Source organism: Gracilibacillus pellucidus, assembly GCF_033949965.1.
In the GTDB taxonomy this organism is placed as follows: domain Bacteria; phylum Bacillota; class Bacilli; order Bacillales; family Amphibacillaceae; genus Gracilibacillus; species Gracilibacillus pellucidus.
Window position 1 is genome coordinate 17,677 of sequence record NZ_JAWZSR010000009.1, and the last position, 16,805, is coordinate 34,481.

Annotated in this window: 8 protein-coding genes; 7 read left to right on the forward strand and 1 reads right to left on the reverse strand. The window is 36.4% G+C overall.

Annotated features, from left to right (window positions below):
- Positions 1–8 precede the first annotated feature (8 nt).
- The 6 genes from SH601_RS13980 to SH601_RS14005 all read left to right on the forward strand — a co-directional run bounded on the left by SH601_RS13980 (position 9) and on the right by SH601_RS14005 (position 14,257).
- A complete protein-coding gene (locus tag SH601_RS13980) occupies positions 9–1,646 on the forward strand; it encodes an acylphosphatase (protein ID WP_319958958.1) in 1,638 nt (545 codons plus the stop codon).
- Positions 1,647–1,764: 118 nt separating this feature from the next.
- The gene (locus tag SH601_RS13985) at positions 1,765–3,417 is read left to right on the forward strand and encodes an acylphosphatase (RefSeq protein WP_319958960.1); all 1,653 of its coding nucleotides are present in this window, start codon (positions 1,765–1,767) and stop codon (positions 3,415–3,417) included.
- A 72-nt stretch (positions 3,418–3,489) separates the two neighbouring features.
- Positions 3,490–4,497, forward strand: a complete 1,008-nt coding sequence (locus tag SH601_RS13990) for a YheC/YheD family protein (protein WP_319958961.1) — start codon at positions 3,490–3,492, stop codon at positions 4,495–4,497.
- A gap of 363 nt (positions 4,498–4,860) precedes the next feature.
- Entirely contained in the window at positions 4,861–7,956 is a 3,096-nt protein-coding gene (locus SH601_RS13995) for a peptidoglycan-binding protein (protein WP_319958963.1), read from the forward strand.
- Positions 7,957–8,071: 115 nt separating this feature from the next.
- Positions 8,072–11,092: a peptidoglycan-binding protein gene (locus tag SH601_RS14000; protein ID WP_319958965.1), complete on the forward strand. Its 3,021-nt coding sequence runs from the start codon at positions 8,072–8,074 to the stop codon at positions 11,090–11,092.
- 204 nt (positions 11,093–11,296) lie between these two features.
- Positions 11,297–14,257 carry a peptidoglycan-binding protein gene (locus SH601_RS14005; RefSeq protein WP_319958966.1) on the forward strand — a complete coding sequence of 987 codons (2,961 nt, stop codon included), beginning with the start codon at positions 11,297–11,299 and terminating at the stop codon, positions 14,255–14,257.
- Between the two features lie 46 nt (positions 14,258–14,303).
- Here the strand turns inward: SH601_RS14005 and SH601_RS14010 are convergent, their stop codons facing one another.
- Positions 14,304–15,317: an LCP family protein gene (locus SH601_RS14010; protein ID WP_319958967.1), complete on the reverse strand. Its 1,014-nt coding sequence runs from the start codon at positions 15,315–15,317 to the stop codon at positions 14,304–14,306.
- A gap of 319 nt (positions 15,318–15,636) precedes the next feature.
- Between SH601_RS14010 and SH601_RS14015 the strand changes: the two genes are divergently transcribed.
- Positions 15,637–16,710 carry a glycosyltransferase family 4 protein gene (locus tag SH601_RS14015; RefSeq protein WP_319958968.1) on the forward strand — a complete coding sequence of 358 codons (1,074 nt, stop codon included), beginning with the start codon at positions 15,637–15,639 and terminating at the stop codon, positions 16,708–16,710.
- Positions 16,711–16,805: the final 95 nt, after the last annotated feature.

The window sequence follows — 16,805 nt, forward strand, 5'->3', positions numbered from 1 at the left end:
GCATCTTTATGCAAGATCAAAATACAAGCTGGCTTCCACATCTATCAAGTGAAATAGTTACCGATGCAAGAGGATCGGAATTGGATGCATATGCCATTGCACTTGAAGGTTGGAGAAGGGGCCTAGAGTTAAAGTGGCATGCAAAAGATTCAGAGAAGTTTAAAGAGTTAAAAACATGGGCAACAGAAAGGCCCGGTAAATTATTCTCGCTTAGCTTAGGTGATAAAACACATTACTTCTTCAAAAGTAGAGGAGACAAAGTTAGCAATGAGGCTGTTACAGCTGGGGCTGACAAAGAATCCACGAAAGAATATTTAGTGAAGAATAAGGTAAATACACCAAAAAGTAAGTTGTTTACACAAGATAGCACGATAGAGGAAGTAGTCAAATACGTAGAGACGATCGGTTATCCAGTAGTAGTAAAACCTGTTAATGGTAGTTTCGGTCGACATGTATATACGAATATTACGGAAGCTACAGAACTGCAAAATACGTTCCAAAAAATAAAAAAAGTTACAAACGATGATATATTAGTGGAGCAATATATTGAAGGGACGGATTATCGCATCTATGTAGTAGCTGATCAAGTAGTTGGGGCAATTAAAAGAATCCCAGCTAATGTTGTCGGTAATGGTGTAAATACCATTAAACAATTAATTGATCAAAAGAATGAACAACGTAAGGAAAACCCGCGTCTGTTTAGCTGTCTTATTCAGCTCAATCAGGATATGATTGATTTTGTCTTAGCACAAGGACATGAATTTGATGATGTGTTACCTGAGGGTAAACAGCTCTTCCTTACGGATAAGTCCAATATTTCCATTGGTGGCGATCCAGTTGATGTATTAGATGAATTAAGTGAGGCAACGAAGCAAGCAGCAGTTGCGGCACTTCAAGCGATTCCATCATTACCACATGGTGCAGTAGACGTCATGGAGCAAGAACAAGATGGTGAACATGTTCCTTTTGTATTAGAACTTAATCCGACTGCTCAAATCGGATCACTAATCTTCCCAATGCAAGGACAAGCAAGGGACGTACCAGCAGCGATTATTGACTATTATTTCCCTGAAACAAAAGATAAAGAACGTCAAACAAGTCTTTACTTTGATTTAGGAGATATATTGGAGCCGATCACTTCCCATATTGCTACAGTGTCAAAAGTTTCGAAACCACCAAAAGGTACTGTCCACGGTCGTAAATTTATTGTATCTGGTGATGTGCAAAGCATCGATTATCATCGTGGCTTGAGAAAACAAGCGTTTGAGCGAAAGATTAGTGGGTTTATTAGTAACTTACACGATGGTGGCATCGAAGTAGTTGTTATTAGTGATTATGAAGAAATGCTAGAAGAATTTAAAGCTGCTATCGAAGAAGACCCAGATCGATCCACAGTTGAGGATATCCGGGAAGAAGTTTGGGATGAACCTATTAAAATTGGCTTTGAAATTAAGGCTGATTATAAAACACAATTAGAATATTTGAAGGAATTAAATGAAGAAATGAACGTAATGAAGAAAGAACTGAAACAGTTAGAAGCAGAATATACGGTTTTCCAAAAAAGTAAATCATGGAAAATCACTTCACCAATTCGTCGAGTATCAGATGTTGTAAAGGGAACCTATCGAATTTTTAACAAAGACTAAAGTAATAAAGGAAAAACTTCTCTATTAGTGTAAATTAGAACCAAGATATAGGTGATCGCGACACTTTTGAGAGAGTTCCTATCACTTTCAATCATTTAAAATAGCTGGAGGAACGTATATGTGGAACAATCAACAAGTAATATCTCTTCCACACCTTACCAATGAAATTGTTAGAGGTGCGAGGAAAACAAAGCTATGTGCATATGCTGTAGCTTTAGAAGGTTGGCGCAGAGGGTTAACGTTAAAATGGTATACAATTGACTCGGGTAAATTTGATGAGATGATTACGTTTGGTGTTAATCCACCAGGACGTTTGTTTTCATTAAGTTCTGAAACAGAAACGCATTATTTCTTCCGCACACGTGGTGACAAAGTAACCGATGAAGCAGTCGAAATCGGTTCAGATAAAAATGAAACAAAAAACTATCTAGAACGTGCAAATGTACCAGTACCACAAGGTGAAGAATTTTTAGAAGGTACTACGTCAGATGATATTATTGCATATGCAGAAAACCTTGGTTATCCATTAGTATTAAAGCCGACAAACGGAAGCTTAGGTAACGGGGTTATTACGAATATTAAAAGTGCCAATGAATTAGAGAAAGCTATCGATTATGTAAGAAATACCTTAGAATATGAAGAATTAATCCTAGAGCAGTATATGCCTGGTGAAGAGTATCGTGTATATGTAGTAGAGGATCAAGTAGTTGCAGCCTATAATCGTTTACCAGCCAATATTATTGGTGATGGAGAGCATACGATTGAAGAGCTTATCGAGTTTAAAAATGATCAACGACGTAAAAATGCACGTCTATTCAGTTGTTTAATTGAAATTGATCAAGAGACATTAGAATTTATTGATAGCACAGGATATGATTTAGCAAGTGTTCCGAAAAAGGGCGAAAAAATATTGCTAAAAGAAAAAACAAATGTATCTGCTGGGGGAGACCCTGTTGATGTTACAGATGAAATCCCTGAGGAGTTTAAGCGGATTGCGATTGATGCAGTGAAAGCAATTCCGGGACTTTATCACGGTGGCGTAGATATTATTGTTGACTTAAATAAGCCAGTTAATCAAGCAGCTGTTGTAATTGAATTAAATCCAACAGCACAAATCGGAGGAATCCTCTTCCCAATGAGAGGTAGAGCGAGAGATATTCCTTCTGCCATTGTTGATTATTATTTCCCAGAAACAAAAGATGTGCAAACAGATCGTGAGAAGATTTACTTTGACTTCAATACCGTATTAGGTCCGCTTCAAAACCGTTCAGGTGAAGAAGTTGAAGTAGCACCAGCTTTAGTGGGCGAAATTTATCAAAAGCGTTATATTGTAACGGGTAAAGTAAATCGAATCAGATACCATCGCTATATTAAATATTCTGCCCTTGATTTGAATTTAAGTGGATATATCACTACATTGGCTGAGGATGAGATAGAAGTTATTGTAGCTGGCACAGATAAGTCTATCGTCAATCGCTTTAAGCATCTGCTAGCAGAGGTAGAAGACATCGCGGACGTGAAGAAAGTGACAGAAGAAAACTTTTATCAACCAGTTAAAATTGGCTTCGAAATCAATGAAGAGATGGAAAATGTCGGTCGGAAGAACATTGATACAGTCATCAAAAGATATGAAAAAGAATTGCATAAAATGCGTAAAGATAAACGTCGTCTAGAAAAAGAAATTGTTAAAATTAAATTAAGTCGTTCATGGAAAATGACCGCTCCATTAAGAGTGTTTGGTAAAGGCATTGAAGCAAAGAAGATCAAGTGATCATTATGGTTACTTGATTTTTATTGGTGCAGGGTAAATGTATATAATTTGATTTTATTGGAGGAATTTAAGATGGATCAAGTAGGTTTTTTTAGGTGGGATTATCCGTTAAGATCGACTATGATGTTGTACTCAATGATTGGTAAACATTATGATTTAGAAGTTGTTTTTTTCAAAGGTGATGGGGTTGATATGGAAAATGAACTAGTCACTGGAATTGTTTTAAGAAAAAATCATTTTGAAGAAATTACCACTAAAATCCCTAAAATAATTAATAATTCACCATATAAACATGATAGAGAAGATTTACATAACTTCTTATCAAGTAGATCACATTTCATGTTTAAACCTTTTGGTGGAAAATTAAAAGAATATAAGCACTTTGAATCTGAAGGAAGTCTAAAACATATACTTATACCGAGTACAAGAATTAAAAATATAGCACATGTGGAAAAATTTGTTGAACAACATAGTAAAGTCGTGTTTAAGCCAGTGAATGCTGATAAAGGTCAAGGAATTTTTAGTTTAGCAAAACAAGATGATGGTTATTTATATGAAAGTAGACAAATATCGGAACAAATAGAAAAAGAAAATTTTCAACAATTTTATAATGAGCATATAAAACAAAAGCGTTTATTGATGTCTAAGTATATAGAATCGAAAACAGTGAGTGGACATCCATTTGATATTAGGATTAATTTTGAAAAAAGTCATGAAGGAAAATGGAAAACTCCTCAACAATATGCAAGAGTAGGATATAATGATAAAGTTACCTCTAATCTATCTACTGGTGGTGGTTCAACCAGATTAAGCAAATTTTTACAAACAGAATATTCATCAAGTGACATAAACTTAATCAATAAACAATTGACAGAAATTACTAGGAAACTACCTTCTGTGTTAGAAAAAATGGTAGATTTTGAATTTAATTCTATTGGTTTAGATTTAGGTATTGATAATAGAACAAAAAAAGTTTATATGTTTGAAACTAACAGCTATCCGGGTGCATCTAATGCAATCGGACAAGTTGCTTTACTAAGAGTAGGATATATGCGCTATTATTTAGATAATTTATCATAAATACTGTTGTTGTTTATAAAATGAAACCATTCCTATAAATGAGGAATGGTTCTTTTATTACGGTGAATAACTACGTAAAACTCCATTTTAAGGTTCGAGTGAAAACGAGGAAGCTAAGTTGGGGGATAAACGAATGCTAACTCCCTGAAAAGTTTCGCTTTATGTCGTAATATAGTAATTACACCTATTCATTTAAGTAAAAATACCTATTTTTTGAAAGTAGTTTATGATAAACTAGTTATTGATGAATTCTGGTTGACACTAAAAAAATGATACTAATTTACTAGGAGGTGCGAGAGAAAAGTATTATAGATATCTGTAGAATAGAACGGTAGTATTATAGAAAAATAGGGTGGTATTAACTTGAAGCAAAAGAATATTTTTATGTTTTTTGTAACACTTGTTTTAATCGTGATGACATTTTCTACTGTTCAAGCTGAAACAGGAGAAGAACCACTTACGGAAGAGGTGGATATTTCTGCTAGTCTAGAAGAAGAAATAGAGGAAGCACATACAGACGAAGACGAAGAGGAAAAGGAAGCAACTTCCGAGAACGAGGAAAATCCATCACAAGAAGTAAAGGCAGAGCAAGTAGAAAAGTCCGATACGCTACAAGATAGTACAGATGTAGATGTAGATGTAGAGAATTTGAAGAAAAACCTTGAACAGCTTGGTTTTGGTTCATTAGGTCAGACAAGTGATTTTGATACCAAAACAGAAGAAGCTGTAAAAGAATTTCAATCTTATTATGGGCTAACTGTTAATGGTCAAGCAGATTCGTCTACCTTAAGTAAAATCGAGGAATTGTTAGCTAGTCCATTCCAAAGTGGCAAGCGGCATGAACAAACGATCGATCTGAAAGAAAACCTTTATACATTAGGATATTGGGATTCAAAATCAGGTACGACACTTTATGGTACACAGACAGAAAAAGCTATCCGTGCATTTCAACAAGATGAAGGATTACCGCAATCAGGTATTGCAGAGGATACTACTCGTAGCACACTAGCAGAGTTAGCACAGCAACCTCTTCGAAAAGGCATGTATCGTCAGGATGCTATTGAACTAAAAAGCAACTTAGAGCGCTTAGGTTTTGGTTCATTCGTTAAAACAGATTATTATGGACCAAAAACGGCTAAAGTAGTGAAAAGTTTTCAATCGGCGTATGATCTGACAACAACTGGTACTGCAGACAAAGCAACGTTAGATAAGATGGATGAGCTACTCAAGAGTCCATTCCAAAAAGGAAAGCGTCATAAAGAAACCGTAACATTGAAGGAAAGTCTGTATATTTTAGGATATTGGGATTCTAAGAAAGGCACAACATTATATGGTAGCCAAACAGAGAAAGCAGTAAAACAGTTCCAAAAAGATCAAAATATACGCCAAACAGGTATAGCAGATGATGTAACACGTGCGAAATTAGCAGAATTGGCGCAACAACCTCTTCAAAAAGGCATGTATCGTCAAGATGCAGTTGAACTAAAAGATAATCTAGAGCGCTTAGGTTTTGGTTCATTCGCTAAAACAGATTATTATGGACCACAGACAGAGAAAGTGGTGAAAAGCTTTCAATCAGCGTATAACCTGTCATCAACAGGTATAGCAGACAAAGCAACGTTAGATAAGATGGATGAGCTCTTAAAGAGTCCATTCCAAAAAGGAAAGCGTCATAAAGAAACCGTAACATTGAAGGAAAACCTTTATATTTTAGGATATTGGGATTCTAAGAAAGGCACAACATTATACGGCAGCCAAACAGAAAAAGCAGTAAAACAGTTCCAAAAAGCTCAAAATATACGCCAAACAGGTATAGCAGATGATGTAACACGTGCGAAATTAGCAGAATTGGCGCAACAACCTCTTCAAAAAGGCATGTATCGTCAGGATGCAATTAAACTAAAAGGTAACTTAGAGCGCTTAGGTTTTGGTTCATTCGCTAAAACAGATTATTATGGACCAAAAACGGCTAAAGTAGTGAAAAGTTTTCAATCAACGTATGGTCTGACAACAACTGGTACTGCCGACAAAGCAACGTTAAATAAGATGGATGAGCTCTTAAAGAGTCCATTCCAAAAAGGAAAGCGTCATAAAGAAACCGTAACATTGAAGGAAAATCTGTATATTTTAGGATATTGGGATTCTAAGAAAGGCACAACATTATATGGTAGCCAAACAGAGAAAGCAGTAAAACAGTTCCAAAAAGATCAAAATATACGCCAAACAGGTATAGCAGATGATGTAACACGTGCAAAATTAGCAGATTTGGCGCAACAACCTCTTCAAAAAGGCATGTATCGTCAAGATGCTATTGAGCTAAAAGCTAACCTAGAACGCTTAGGCTTTGGTTCATTCGTTAAAAATGATTATTTTGGCCCGAAAACAGAAAAAGTGTTAAAGCAAGCCCAGTCTTATTATGGAGTGAAAACCTCTGGAATAGCTGACAAACAAACATTAGCTAAGATACAGGAAGTGGTCGACAGTCCACTGCAAAATCGAAACCGTCATGCAGATGTAGTGAAATTGAAAAAAGACCTACGTCGTTTAGGTTTCTGGAATAGCAATGGAACAACTAATCTCTATGCTTCCAAAACAGAAAAGGCTGTGCGATCATTCCAAAAGCACTATAGTCTAAAGGAAAATGGTATAGCAGATCAACCTACATTATCCAAAATAGCTAGTTTGCTAGCAAGTCCTAATCAAAAAGGGAATAGCAGTAGTGATATTCGTAAATATAAGGAACAACTAATTTTTCTTGGTTATAAAAAAGGTATATCCAGTACATCCGTTTTCGGCAGCAAAACAGAAGCACGCGTGAAGGAATTTCAGCGTGATATGAATCTACCAGTGTCGGGAATTTTGGATGTGGAGACGTTAAAAGTACTAGATAATGCTTATAATAATCGAGCAGTACAGATTTTTATTGATCCGGGACATGGTGATATGGATTCAGGTGGTACTGGTTATGGTTTGAAAGAAAAAGATGTTGTCTTAAAAATTGGGACATATGCTAAAGACTATTTAGAACAACATTATGAAGGGGTAGACGTGAAAATGTCACGTAGCACAGATGAATTTCTAGCCCTTGAACAAAGAGCGAAGCTAGCAAATGATTGGCAAGCGGATTACTTTGTCAGTATTCATACCAACGCATTTAATGGAAAAGCAAGAGGATTTGAAAGTTATATCCATAATGGTAAGGTATCGAATGCTACCAAACAATTACAACGTGAGATACACACATATATTGTAAATGATGCGAATGTTCGTGATCGTGGAATGAAGCAAGCGGACTTTAGTGTATTGCGTAATACCAATATGCCAGCAGTCTTACTTGAATTTTTATTCATTGACAATAGTAAAGATAATGAGTTATTGAAAGATGAGGCCTATTTGAAGAAATTAGGTACATCTACTGCTAAAGCAATCGCTACTTCATTTAATCTTGTAGCTAAATAATTGAAAAAAGGGGCTTATTGGCCCCTTTTTTTGTTATAATAAGGAGAGCCTTCTTTCCTATTTAATCATTTGGAAAACAAGAAACTACATAAGTGTTATAAGAGAGGTGAAGAGGATGAAGAAACGATTAAGTGTTATTCTAGTATTCTCACTATTGGGGAGTATGATAGCTGGTAATGTAGTGGCGGCAGAATCGGATCATATGGATGAGCGCGAAACATGTACGATGACCATTGAATATGATAAACACACACCGTCAGATCCAGCTGAAGCAACAGGGGTTTGTGAAGGAGCTGTTTTTGGTTTTTATGCTCCTAGTGATGATGACAATGATGAAACATTTGGCTTAACAGGAGCTGTTGAAGAAACGGTTCATACCAATGGTCAGCAGTTCGAATTGGAAGATACAGAAGAACTGGAAAATCCCATTTTAACGGTAAACATTGTCCGTCCTCAAACAGAAGAAGGCACTGATTCAAAGGAAGAGTCAGACAGTGAAGCAGTGGAAGTAGATAAAGAAGACGCAACAGAACAATCAGATGATGACGCCGGATCTGAAGAAGGAGAAGGCGAAAATTCAGCAGATGTAACAGATAATGACACCGAAGAAGTAGTGGAAGAAGACACAGATGTAGATGCTGAGAATGAAGAAGAGGAAGAACAACCTTTTCTCCTGCAAGTAGGTGATAAGGATGAGATTGTAAGCACGTTGAAGGAGAATCTGCAGTTTCTAGGGTTTGGTCAGTTTGAAACAGTCAATACATCTTACGATGAGCAAACAGAAGCGGCAGTTACCTATTTACAAACGTATTATGATCTGGAGCAAACAGGAACCGTTGATGAAGAATTATTACTCTTTATTGATGAGCTGTTAGCAACACCATTCCAGTCAGGGAATCGTAACCAAAAGACGATCGAAATGAAGCAAGCATTGTATACACTTGGTTATTGGGATTCTAAATCTGGAACTACTTTATATGGTTCACAAACCGCAGCAGCTATAGAGAAGTTCCAAGCAGATCAGGAGCTAGTAGTTTCAGGTATAGCAGATGAGATAACATTGCAGCGATTAGAAGAGCTAAGCACAGCACCACTATCTAAAGGGATGTATCGTCAGGATGCTAGTAGCTTGAAAACAGATCTGGAGCGATTAGGCTTTGGTTCATTTGCTAAAACAGATTATTATGGGCCACAAACAGAAAAAGTAGTAAAGGCTTTTCAATCACATTATGGATTAAAGCAGACTGGTAAAGCGGATCAGGCTACTTTAAATAAGATTGAAGCATTAACAAACAGTCCATACCAATCTAGGAAACGTTATGATGGCACTGTTTCATTGAAAGAAAAGTTATATACACTTGGCTATTGGGATTCTAAATCGGGAACTACTTTGTATGGTAGTAAAACAGAACAAGCAGTGAAGCTATTCCAAAAAGATCGGAACTTACCGCAATCAGGTATAGCAGATGAAATAACGCGCGAGACATTGAATGTTCTTGTCCAACAACCATTACAAAACGGTATGTACCATAAAGATGCTATTAGTCTAAAAGAAGGATTAGAACGTTTAGGTTTTGGTTCATTTGCTAAGACGGATTACTTTGGTCCGCAAACAGAGAAGACGTTAAAAAGTTTTCAATCCTACTATGGTTTAACGACGAGTGGTCAGGCAGATGAAGATACATTAACAAAGCTTAAAAATCAATTAAATAGCCCATTGCAAAAGGGAAAACGTCATAAAGATACGATTACATTAAAAGAGGATTTATATAAATTAGATTACTGGAGTTCACAATCTGGGACAACCTTATATGGTAGTAAGACAGAAAAAGCTATTAAGCAATTTCAGAAGGATTATGGTTTACGCCAATCAGGAATAGCAGATGAAGTAACGATTGCGAAGCTGAGCAGTTTGGCGAAACAACCACTTAAAAAAGGGATGTATCGTAAAGACGCGATTGAAGTAAAGGAAAAATTAGAGCAATTAGGGTTCGGCTCTTTCGCGAAAACGGACTATTATGGACCGAAAACAGAAAAAGTAGTCAAGCAATTCCAAGCTCATTACGGTTTAACAGAAAGTGGTCAAGCCGATCAGGTGACGGTAGATAAATTAAATGAGCTATTAAATAGTCCATTTCAAAAAGACAAACGTCATAAAGAGACAGTCAAACTGAAAGAGAATTTATATGTACTAGGTTATTGGGATTCTAAATCAGGAACTACTTTATATGGTAGTAAGACAGCAAAAGCTGTTACAGAATTCCAGAAAGATAATGATCTACCAGTCTCAGGAATAGCAGATAAAGCAACAAGAGAAAAGCTACAAACGATAGCAGAACAACCATTGCAAAATGGTATGTATCGTGAAGATGCGATTGAATTAAAAGCGAATTTAGAAACATTAGGCTTTGGCACATATGTAAAAAATGATTATGTTGGGCCGAAAACAGAGCGTTATATGAAGCAATTTCAAAGATACTATGCTATTCCAGAAACAGGTATAGCAGATAAAGCAACAATGAATAAGATAGAAGCAATACTAGATACAGATATGCAAAATGGTAGGCAGAGTGAAGCGGTTATTACATTAAAGCAAAACTTGCAAAAATTAGGTTATTGGTCAAGTGATGATGCACCGACAGATTACTATGGACCGAAAACAGAAAATGCCATTATAGCATTTCAAATTAATCAAGGGTTAGCTGTAAATGGAATAGCAGATCAACCAACATTAAAGGTGATCGAGGCATTACTCGATGTTAAATTAATTGATTTGGAGAAAGATGTATTTCAATTAGTTAACCAAGAACGAGAGAAAGTAGATCTGCTACCATTAACATTAGATAAACATTTGTCTTATGTGGCTCGCCAAAAATCGAACGATATGGTAGAAAATGATTATTTTGATCATGTTAGTCCAACTTATGGTTCATTACCATCATTGCTTGAACATTTTAATGTAAGTTACAGTGTAGCTGGTGAAAATATTGCTAGAGGCTATCAAACATCAGCAGCTGTAGTAGAAGCTTGGATGGATTCAGAAGGCCATCGTGAAAATATCTTAAATGCTGATTACACGCATATTGGTGTAGGATACAAAGATAACTATTGGACACAGACATTTAAAGCTAATTAATAACAGAGCGGATAAACATATGTTTATCCGCTTTTTATTATTATGAGTCAAGTGAATGTATTCATTGATCGTTACATAGGTAGGAGGAAAATAACTAAATAGTGAAAAGATTGTTAATGATTTGAAGGAATCTATTGAAAAAAAGTGTTATTTTGTCGATAATAGTATAGTAATCTACTAGAAAAATAAGGAGGTGAAACTAGAGTGAAGATTGGGAAATCTATTAAATATTTAGGAATCACTACTTTGTTTGTTTTCTCCTTCCACTTTAGTACACACGAAATTTTAGCAGAAAGTATTGCTGAAGAAGATGAATCAGCACCTGAAGTTAGCGAGGAAGAAGCGGAGCAAGGGAATGAAGAGGCATCTGAAGAAGTAACGGAAGAATCAGCAGAAGTAGACGAAACAGTACCAGAAGAAGAGCCGAATGATGCTGAAGAAGACAGCCAAGAGGCAGATGCTACAGAGTCTGTTGAGGATGAGCAACAAGAAAGCACAGAAGAAGTGGAACAACAAGAAGTGAAGGCAGCGGCAGCAAAAACAACTAGTGACTCACCGTTCCAAAAAGGAAAAAGACATAAAGATACAGTGGTTATTAAAGAGCGCCTAGCAATTTTAGGTTACTGGGACTCATCAAACCCAACCACTTTATACGGTAGTCAAACAGAAGCAGCTGTTAAAGAATTTCAAAAAGCTCAAAAGTTATCCGTTACAGGAATTGTAGATGATTCGACATGGTCAACTCTTGAACGACTTGCAACAGGACCATTACGTAATCCAATGTATCGTGAGGATGCTATTCCTTTGAAAGAAAAGCTTGAATTATTAGGATTCGGTTCATTTGCGAAAACGGATTATTATGCATCGAAAACAGAAAAAGCAGTTCGAGATTTTCAAGCATATTTCGGATTAGGTGTAGATGGGATTGCTGGGAACAATACAATTAGTAAATTGAATAGCGAAGCTTCAACACCATTACAATCAGGTAAACGTGATGACAAAACCGTTCAATTAAAGGAATACTTACATACACTTGGATATTGGGATTCTAAAAGCGGTACAACGCTATACGGATCTCAAACAACAAAGGCTGTCAAAGAATTTCAGAAAGATTTTGGTCTTAAGGCTTCAGGTGTAGCAGATTCTAAGACGTGGGCGAAACTTAAACAAGAGGCAACAGGTCCATTGAAAAATCCAATGTACCGTGATGATGCCAAAACAGTAAAAGCTGACCTTCAACGTCTAGGGTTTGGTTCGTTTACATTGACTGACTATTTTGGATCACAAACAGAAAAGGCTGTACGTGATTTCCAAAAACAATATGGTTTAACTGTTAATGGTATTGTAAATGATGCAACGAAGAAAAAGCTAAGCGAAGCAGCAAATGTACCATTCCGTAAAGGTGTACGCCATAAGGATACAGTGAAATTGAAAGAAATGTTATACGTTGTAGGCTTATGGGATAGTAAATCTGGTACTACTTTATATGGTAGTCAAACGGCAAAGGCAGTAAAAGAATTTCAATCAGCACAGAAGCTGGCTGTAACAGGAATTGCTGATCCTACTACATGGTCTCGCTTAGAATCAGCAGCAACAGGTCCATTGAAAAATCCAATGTATCGTGACGATGTTGTTTCCTTAAAGAAAGATTTGGTTAAGTTAGGTTTTGGCGACTTTGCCTTTACTGATTACTATGGTTCGCAAACAGCAAAAGCTGTCAAGCAGTTCCAGAGTTACTATGGTTTATCTGCAGATGGGGTTGTTGGTAAGGGTACAACATCTAAGATGGAATCTATTATAAATAGCCCGTACCAAAAAGGAAAAAGTGCCTCTAAAATTAGTGACTATAAGAAGATGCTAAGAAATCTTGGCTATTCAAAAGGTATTACAACAACAAAGTATTTTGGAGCTACAACAGAAAAACGAGTGAAAGAGTTCCAAAAAGATAATGGTTTGCGTGTTAACGGGATCTTAGATGAGGTAACCATTAAGGCATTAGAGGACTTAGAAGTAGATAACGTCATTTATCGTGAAACAAGCTACAACATTTCTTTAAATGATCAATTAAACAAGCAATTAAGCCTTAACCCACCACCACAAACAGATAAGTATGCTAACAGCCCTGCTTATGTCAAAACCGCTGATGCATCCTTCTATACTGGTGGAGCAATCACGGGATCTCGTGTTAATGTACGAACTGCACCAGATACATCTAAAAATAATGTTGCAGCAACATTGGCTAAGGGAACACAGTTTGAATATGTCAAGAATGTCAAAGGAACTTCTGTGAGCGGCAGTACAACGTGGTATGAGATTAAATATAAAGGTGATACTTTATATGTGCATAGCTCACTAGCATCGAAAAATAAAACAATAGCTAAAATGAAGTCATCAACGACTGTATATGCGTCAAAAAGTACAAGTGGACATGTCTTTTACAAATTAAGTAAAGGTTCAGAAGCGACAGTTGAGAGCAAAGGATCTACTTGGACACAAATCAATGGTAAAACATGGCGAAATGCAAAAGCGTCAGAGGTTAAACAATATTTAGACCCAGCGAAGCAAGATGAATTCCAACACTTAGTACTATCTGAGAGTGTTCGTTTGCCAGGTTCAGAAATTAGTAAAGTATTGACTGGAAAAGGTGTTTTAGAAGGACAAGGTAACGCGTTCGTCAAAGCTGCTGAAACACATAATGTCAACGAAATTTATTTGATTTCACATGCTCTATTAGAAACGGGACATGGTAAATCTGCTTTAGCTAAAGGAATTGAAGTAGGTAAAAACAGTAGTGGTAAACCTGTTTTAGTCACTTCAAGTAATCGCAGTAGCCTATCGAATATCAAAAAAGTGCATAACATGTTTGGTATTGGTGCTGCAGATTCAGATGCTAAACGTCTAGGAGCAATTAAAGCTTACAATGAAGGATGGGATACCGTAGAGAAAGCAATTGTCGGTGGCGCTAAATTCATTGGAGAACGTTATATTCATAATCAGTATAACCAAGACACCATTTACAAAATGCGTTGGAATCCTGCTAACCCAGGTTACCCACAATACGCAACAGATATGGCATGGGCGTCTAAACAAATTAGTAATATCAAATCAATGTATGGTCAATTAAACAATCCACGCCTTGTATTTGATATCCCTGAGTATAAATAATAAAAAACAAAAAAATCGGCTTCGGCCGATTTTTTTGTTTTAGAAGCTACTCTGACACAGTGTTATGCTGATCTAGCTCCAAATGCTCCTGCAAAACTTGTTGCACTTCAGCAAGATTAGCTTCATCCAAACTGTAATAATAGACATTATTTTGATACAAGTCACTTCCTGCAAGGGTTAACGTTTCGACATCGATACTACCTGATGTACCATATGATACTAATCCTTTCATATCTTCAAAAGATAACGTAGTAGCCATGTTATTTCCAACTGCATGAAAAGCATCATCTAGCTTAAATACAGAATTAACGGATGTCGCTTTTTCGATAATAGATTTCATTATTTCTTGCTGTCTTTTTCCACGTTCAATATCATTATCAATCTTTCGCGTTCTGGCAAAGGCAAGTGCCTCCTCACCGTCTAATGTTTGTTCACCAGGGAAGAGATGAATAGCATCACGTTTATCATTGGAGTCAGACTCTTTAAATTCGAACGGCACATCTATTTCCACACCACCGATGGCATCAATTACATCAACAAATGCATTGAAGTTAAGTCTGACATAATAATCAACTGGAACGTCTAAGAAATTCTCCACTGCATCTATCGTCGCATTAATTCCACCAAATGCATGAGCATGGGTAATCTTATCTTGATAACCAACCTCCGGTATATACACATAGGAGTCACGTGGAATACTTAGCATTTTGATGCTTTCTTCATTTTTATTTAATGTTGCTAAAATGAGCGCATCTGATCGGACTGGTTCATCATTGCTACCGCGGTGCTCACTACCATCTACACCAACAAACAGAATGGAAATATGATCTTTAGTCGGATCTACTATTTCATCACGTAATGCGGATTTGTCACGCTCATCTTCTTCATAAGCATCTGTGACCGCTTTTTCCGCTTCATACACTAAATGAATCACATAAGCAGATATACTTGCAATAATGATGAATAAAGGAATCAAAATGAACCATAAAACCTTCCTACGTTTTCGTTTCTTTTTGGCAGTCTTTAACGCTGCTCTCGAATTCGCTTCTTGTTTAGACATCTCATTTCCCCCGATTTCTATACGTTACAGCCATTTTACTATGGAATGCTTCCTACGTAAAATAAGTTTTGTGAATTATTTGATTATTTAGCTCCTTCGCTTTTTTCTTGTAACAAGTCTGTAAATGAAGTAAATCTGATGAAAATTACCTTTTCCGTAATAAAATATGGTAAAATGATATACGGATTATCGAGACGGACTAGTTTTTAGCATCAATGCCGTATATTTATATAGTATATATGAAGAGAAATCATGCTATAATGGTGCAAGGTACACGAACAAAAGATGGAACAGTACTTTTTTTAAGTAGGTGTAAATTATGTTTAACGTAACGGAGTTAGTTGTAGCATTTCTTATTTCGGCTACAGTAGCATTTGTCTCAACTCCTCTAATAAAAAAATTAGCATTTAAAATAAACGCAGTGGATATACCAAAAGGAAGAAAAAAACATGATGGTGTAAAGGCAAGACTTGGTGGACTTGCTATCGTATTAGGAGTAGCAGCAGGTCTCCTCTATTTACAGCCAGAATATCCACATATGAGAGAGATTATTATTGGTGGTATCATTATTGTTATCACTGGTGTTATAGATGATATTGTCGGTTTAAAAGCTTATCAAAAACTAATTGGACAAGTGGGAGCAGCACTTATTGTGGTCTCATCAGGATTAGTCATAGATAAGATTACGATGCCTTTTATCGGCACTGTCCAACTTGAAGGAATGGGGCTAATCATTACGATTCTTTGGGTAATTGGTGTAACGAATGCGATTAATTTGATTGATGGTTTAGACGGTCTAGCAGCAGGTGTTTCTGCTATCGGTTTAACAAGTATTTTGATTATCGCAATAACGGATTATCGTTTAATAGTCGTTTATTTAGGTATGGTCTTAGTTGGAAGCTGTCTTGGTTTTTTATATCACAATTTTCACCCAGCGAAAATATTTATGGGAGATACCGGTGCATTATTTTTAGGGTATGCCATTTCGGTCATATCCATGCTCGGCCTCTTTAAAAATGTCGCCTTGTTCAGCTTTATCATTCCGATTATTATTATTGCGGTACCGATTTTTGATACGCTATTTGCGATTGTTCGCCGTTTAATAAATAAGCAACGTATTGGTGCACCAGACCGTAAACATATTCACTATCAATTAATTGATATGGGATACAGTCATCAGACGGCAGTGTTGATTATTTATGGATTTAGTGGATTTTTCGGTGTGATGGCGATTATCTTTAACAGTGCAACGATGTTAACCTCCTTGATTATATTAGTGCTAATTATCATTGGCATTCAGTTAATTGCTGAGCTAACCGGTATTGTGAAGAACGGCCAACAGCCGATATTAGGCAGTATTCGAAAATTAATAGGAAGAAATCAGAAAGTGTAGAAGTCAGTGTTTTCGAGAAGTGCTGGCTTCTTCTTTTACCGACGAAAACGAACATAAGTTCTTGTTTTGTTTAGTAGTATATGGTAGACTGACTA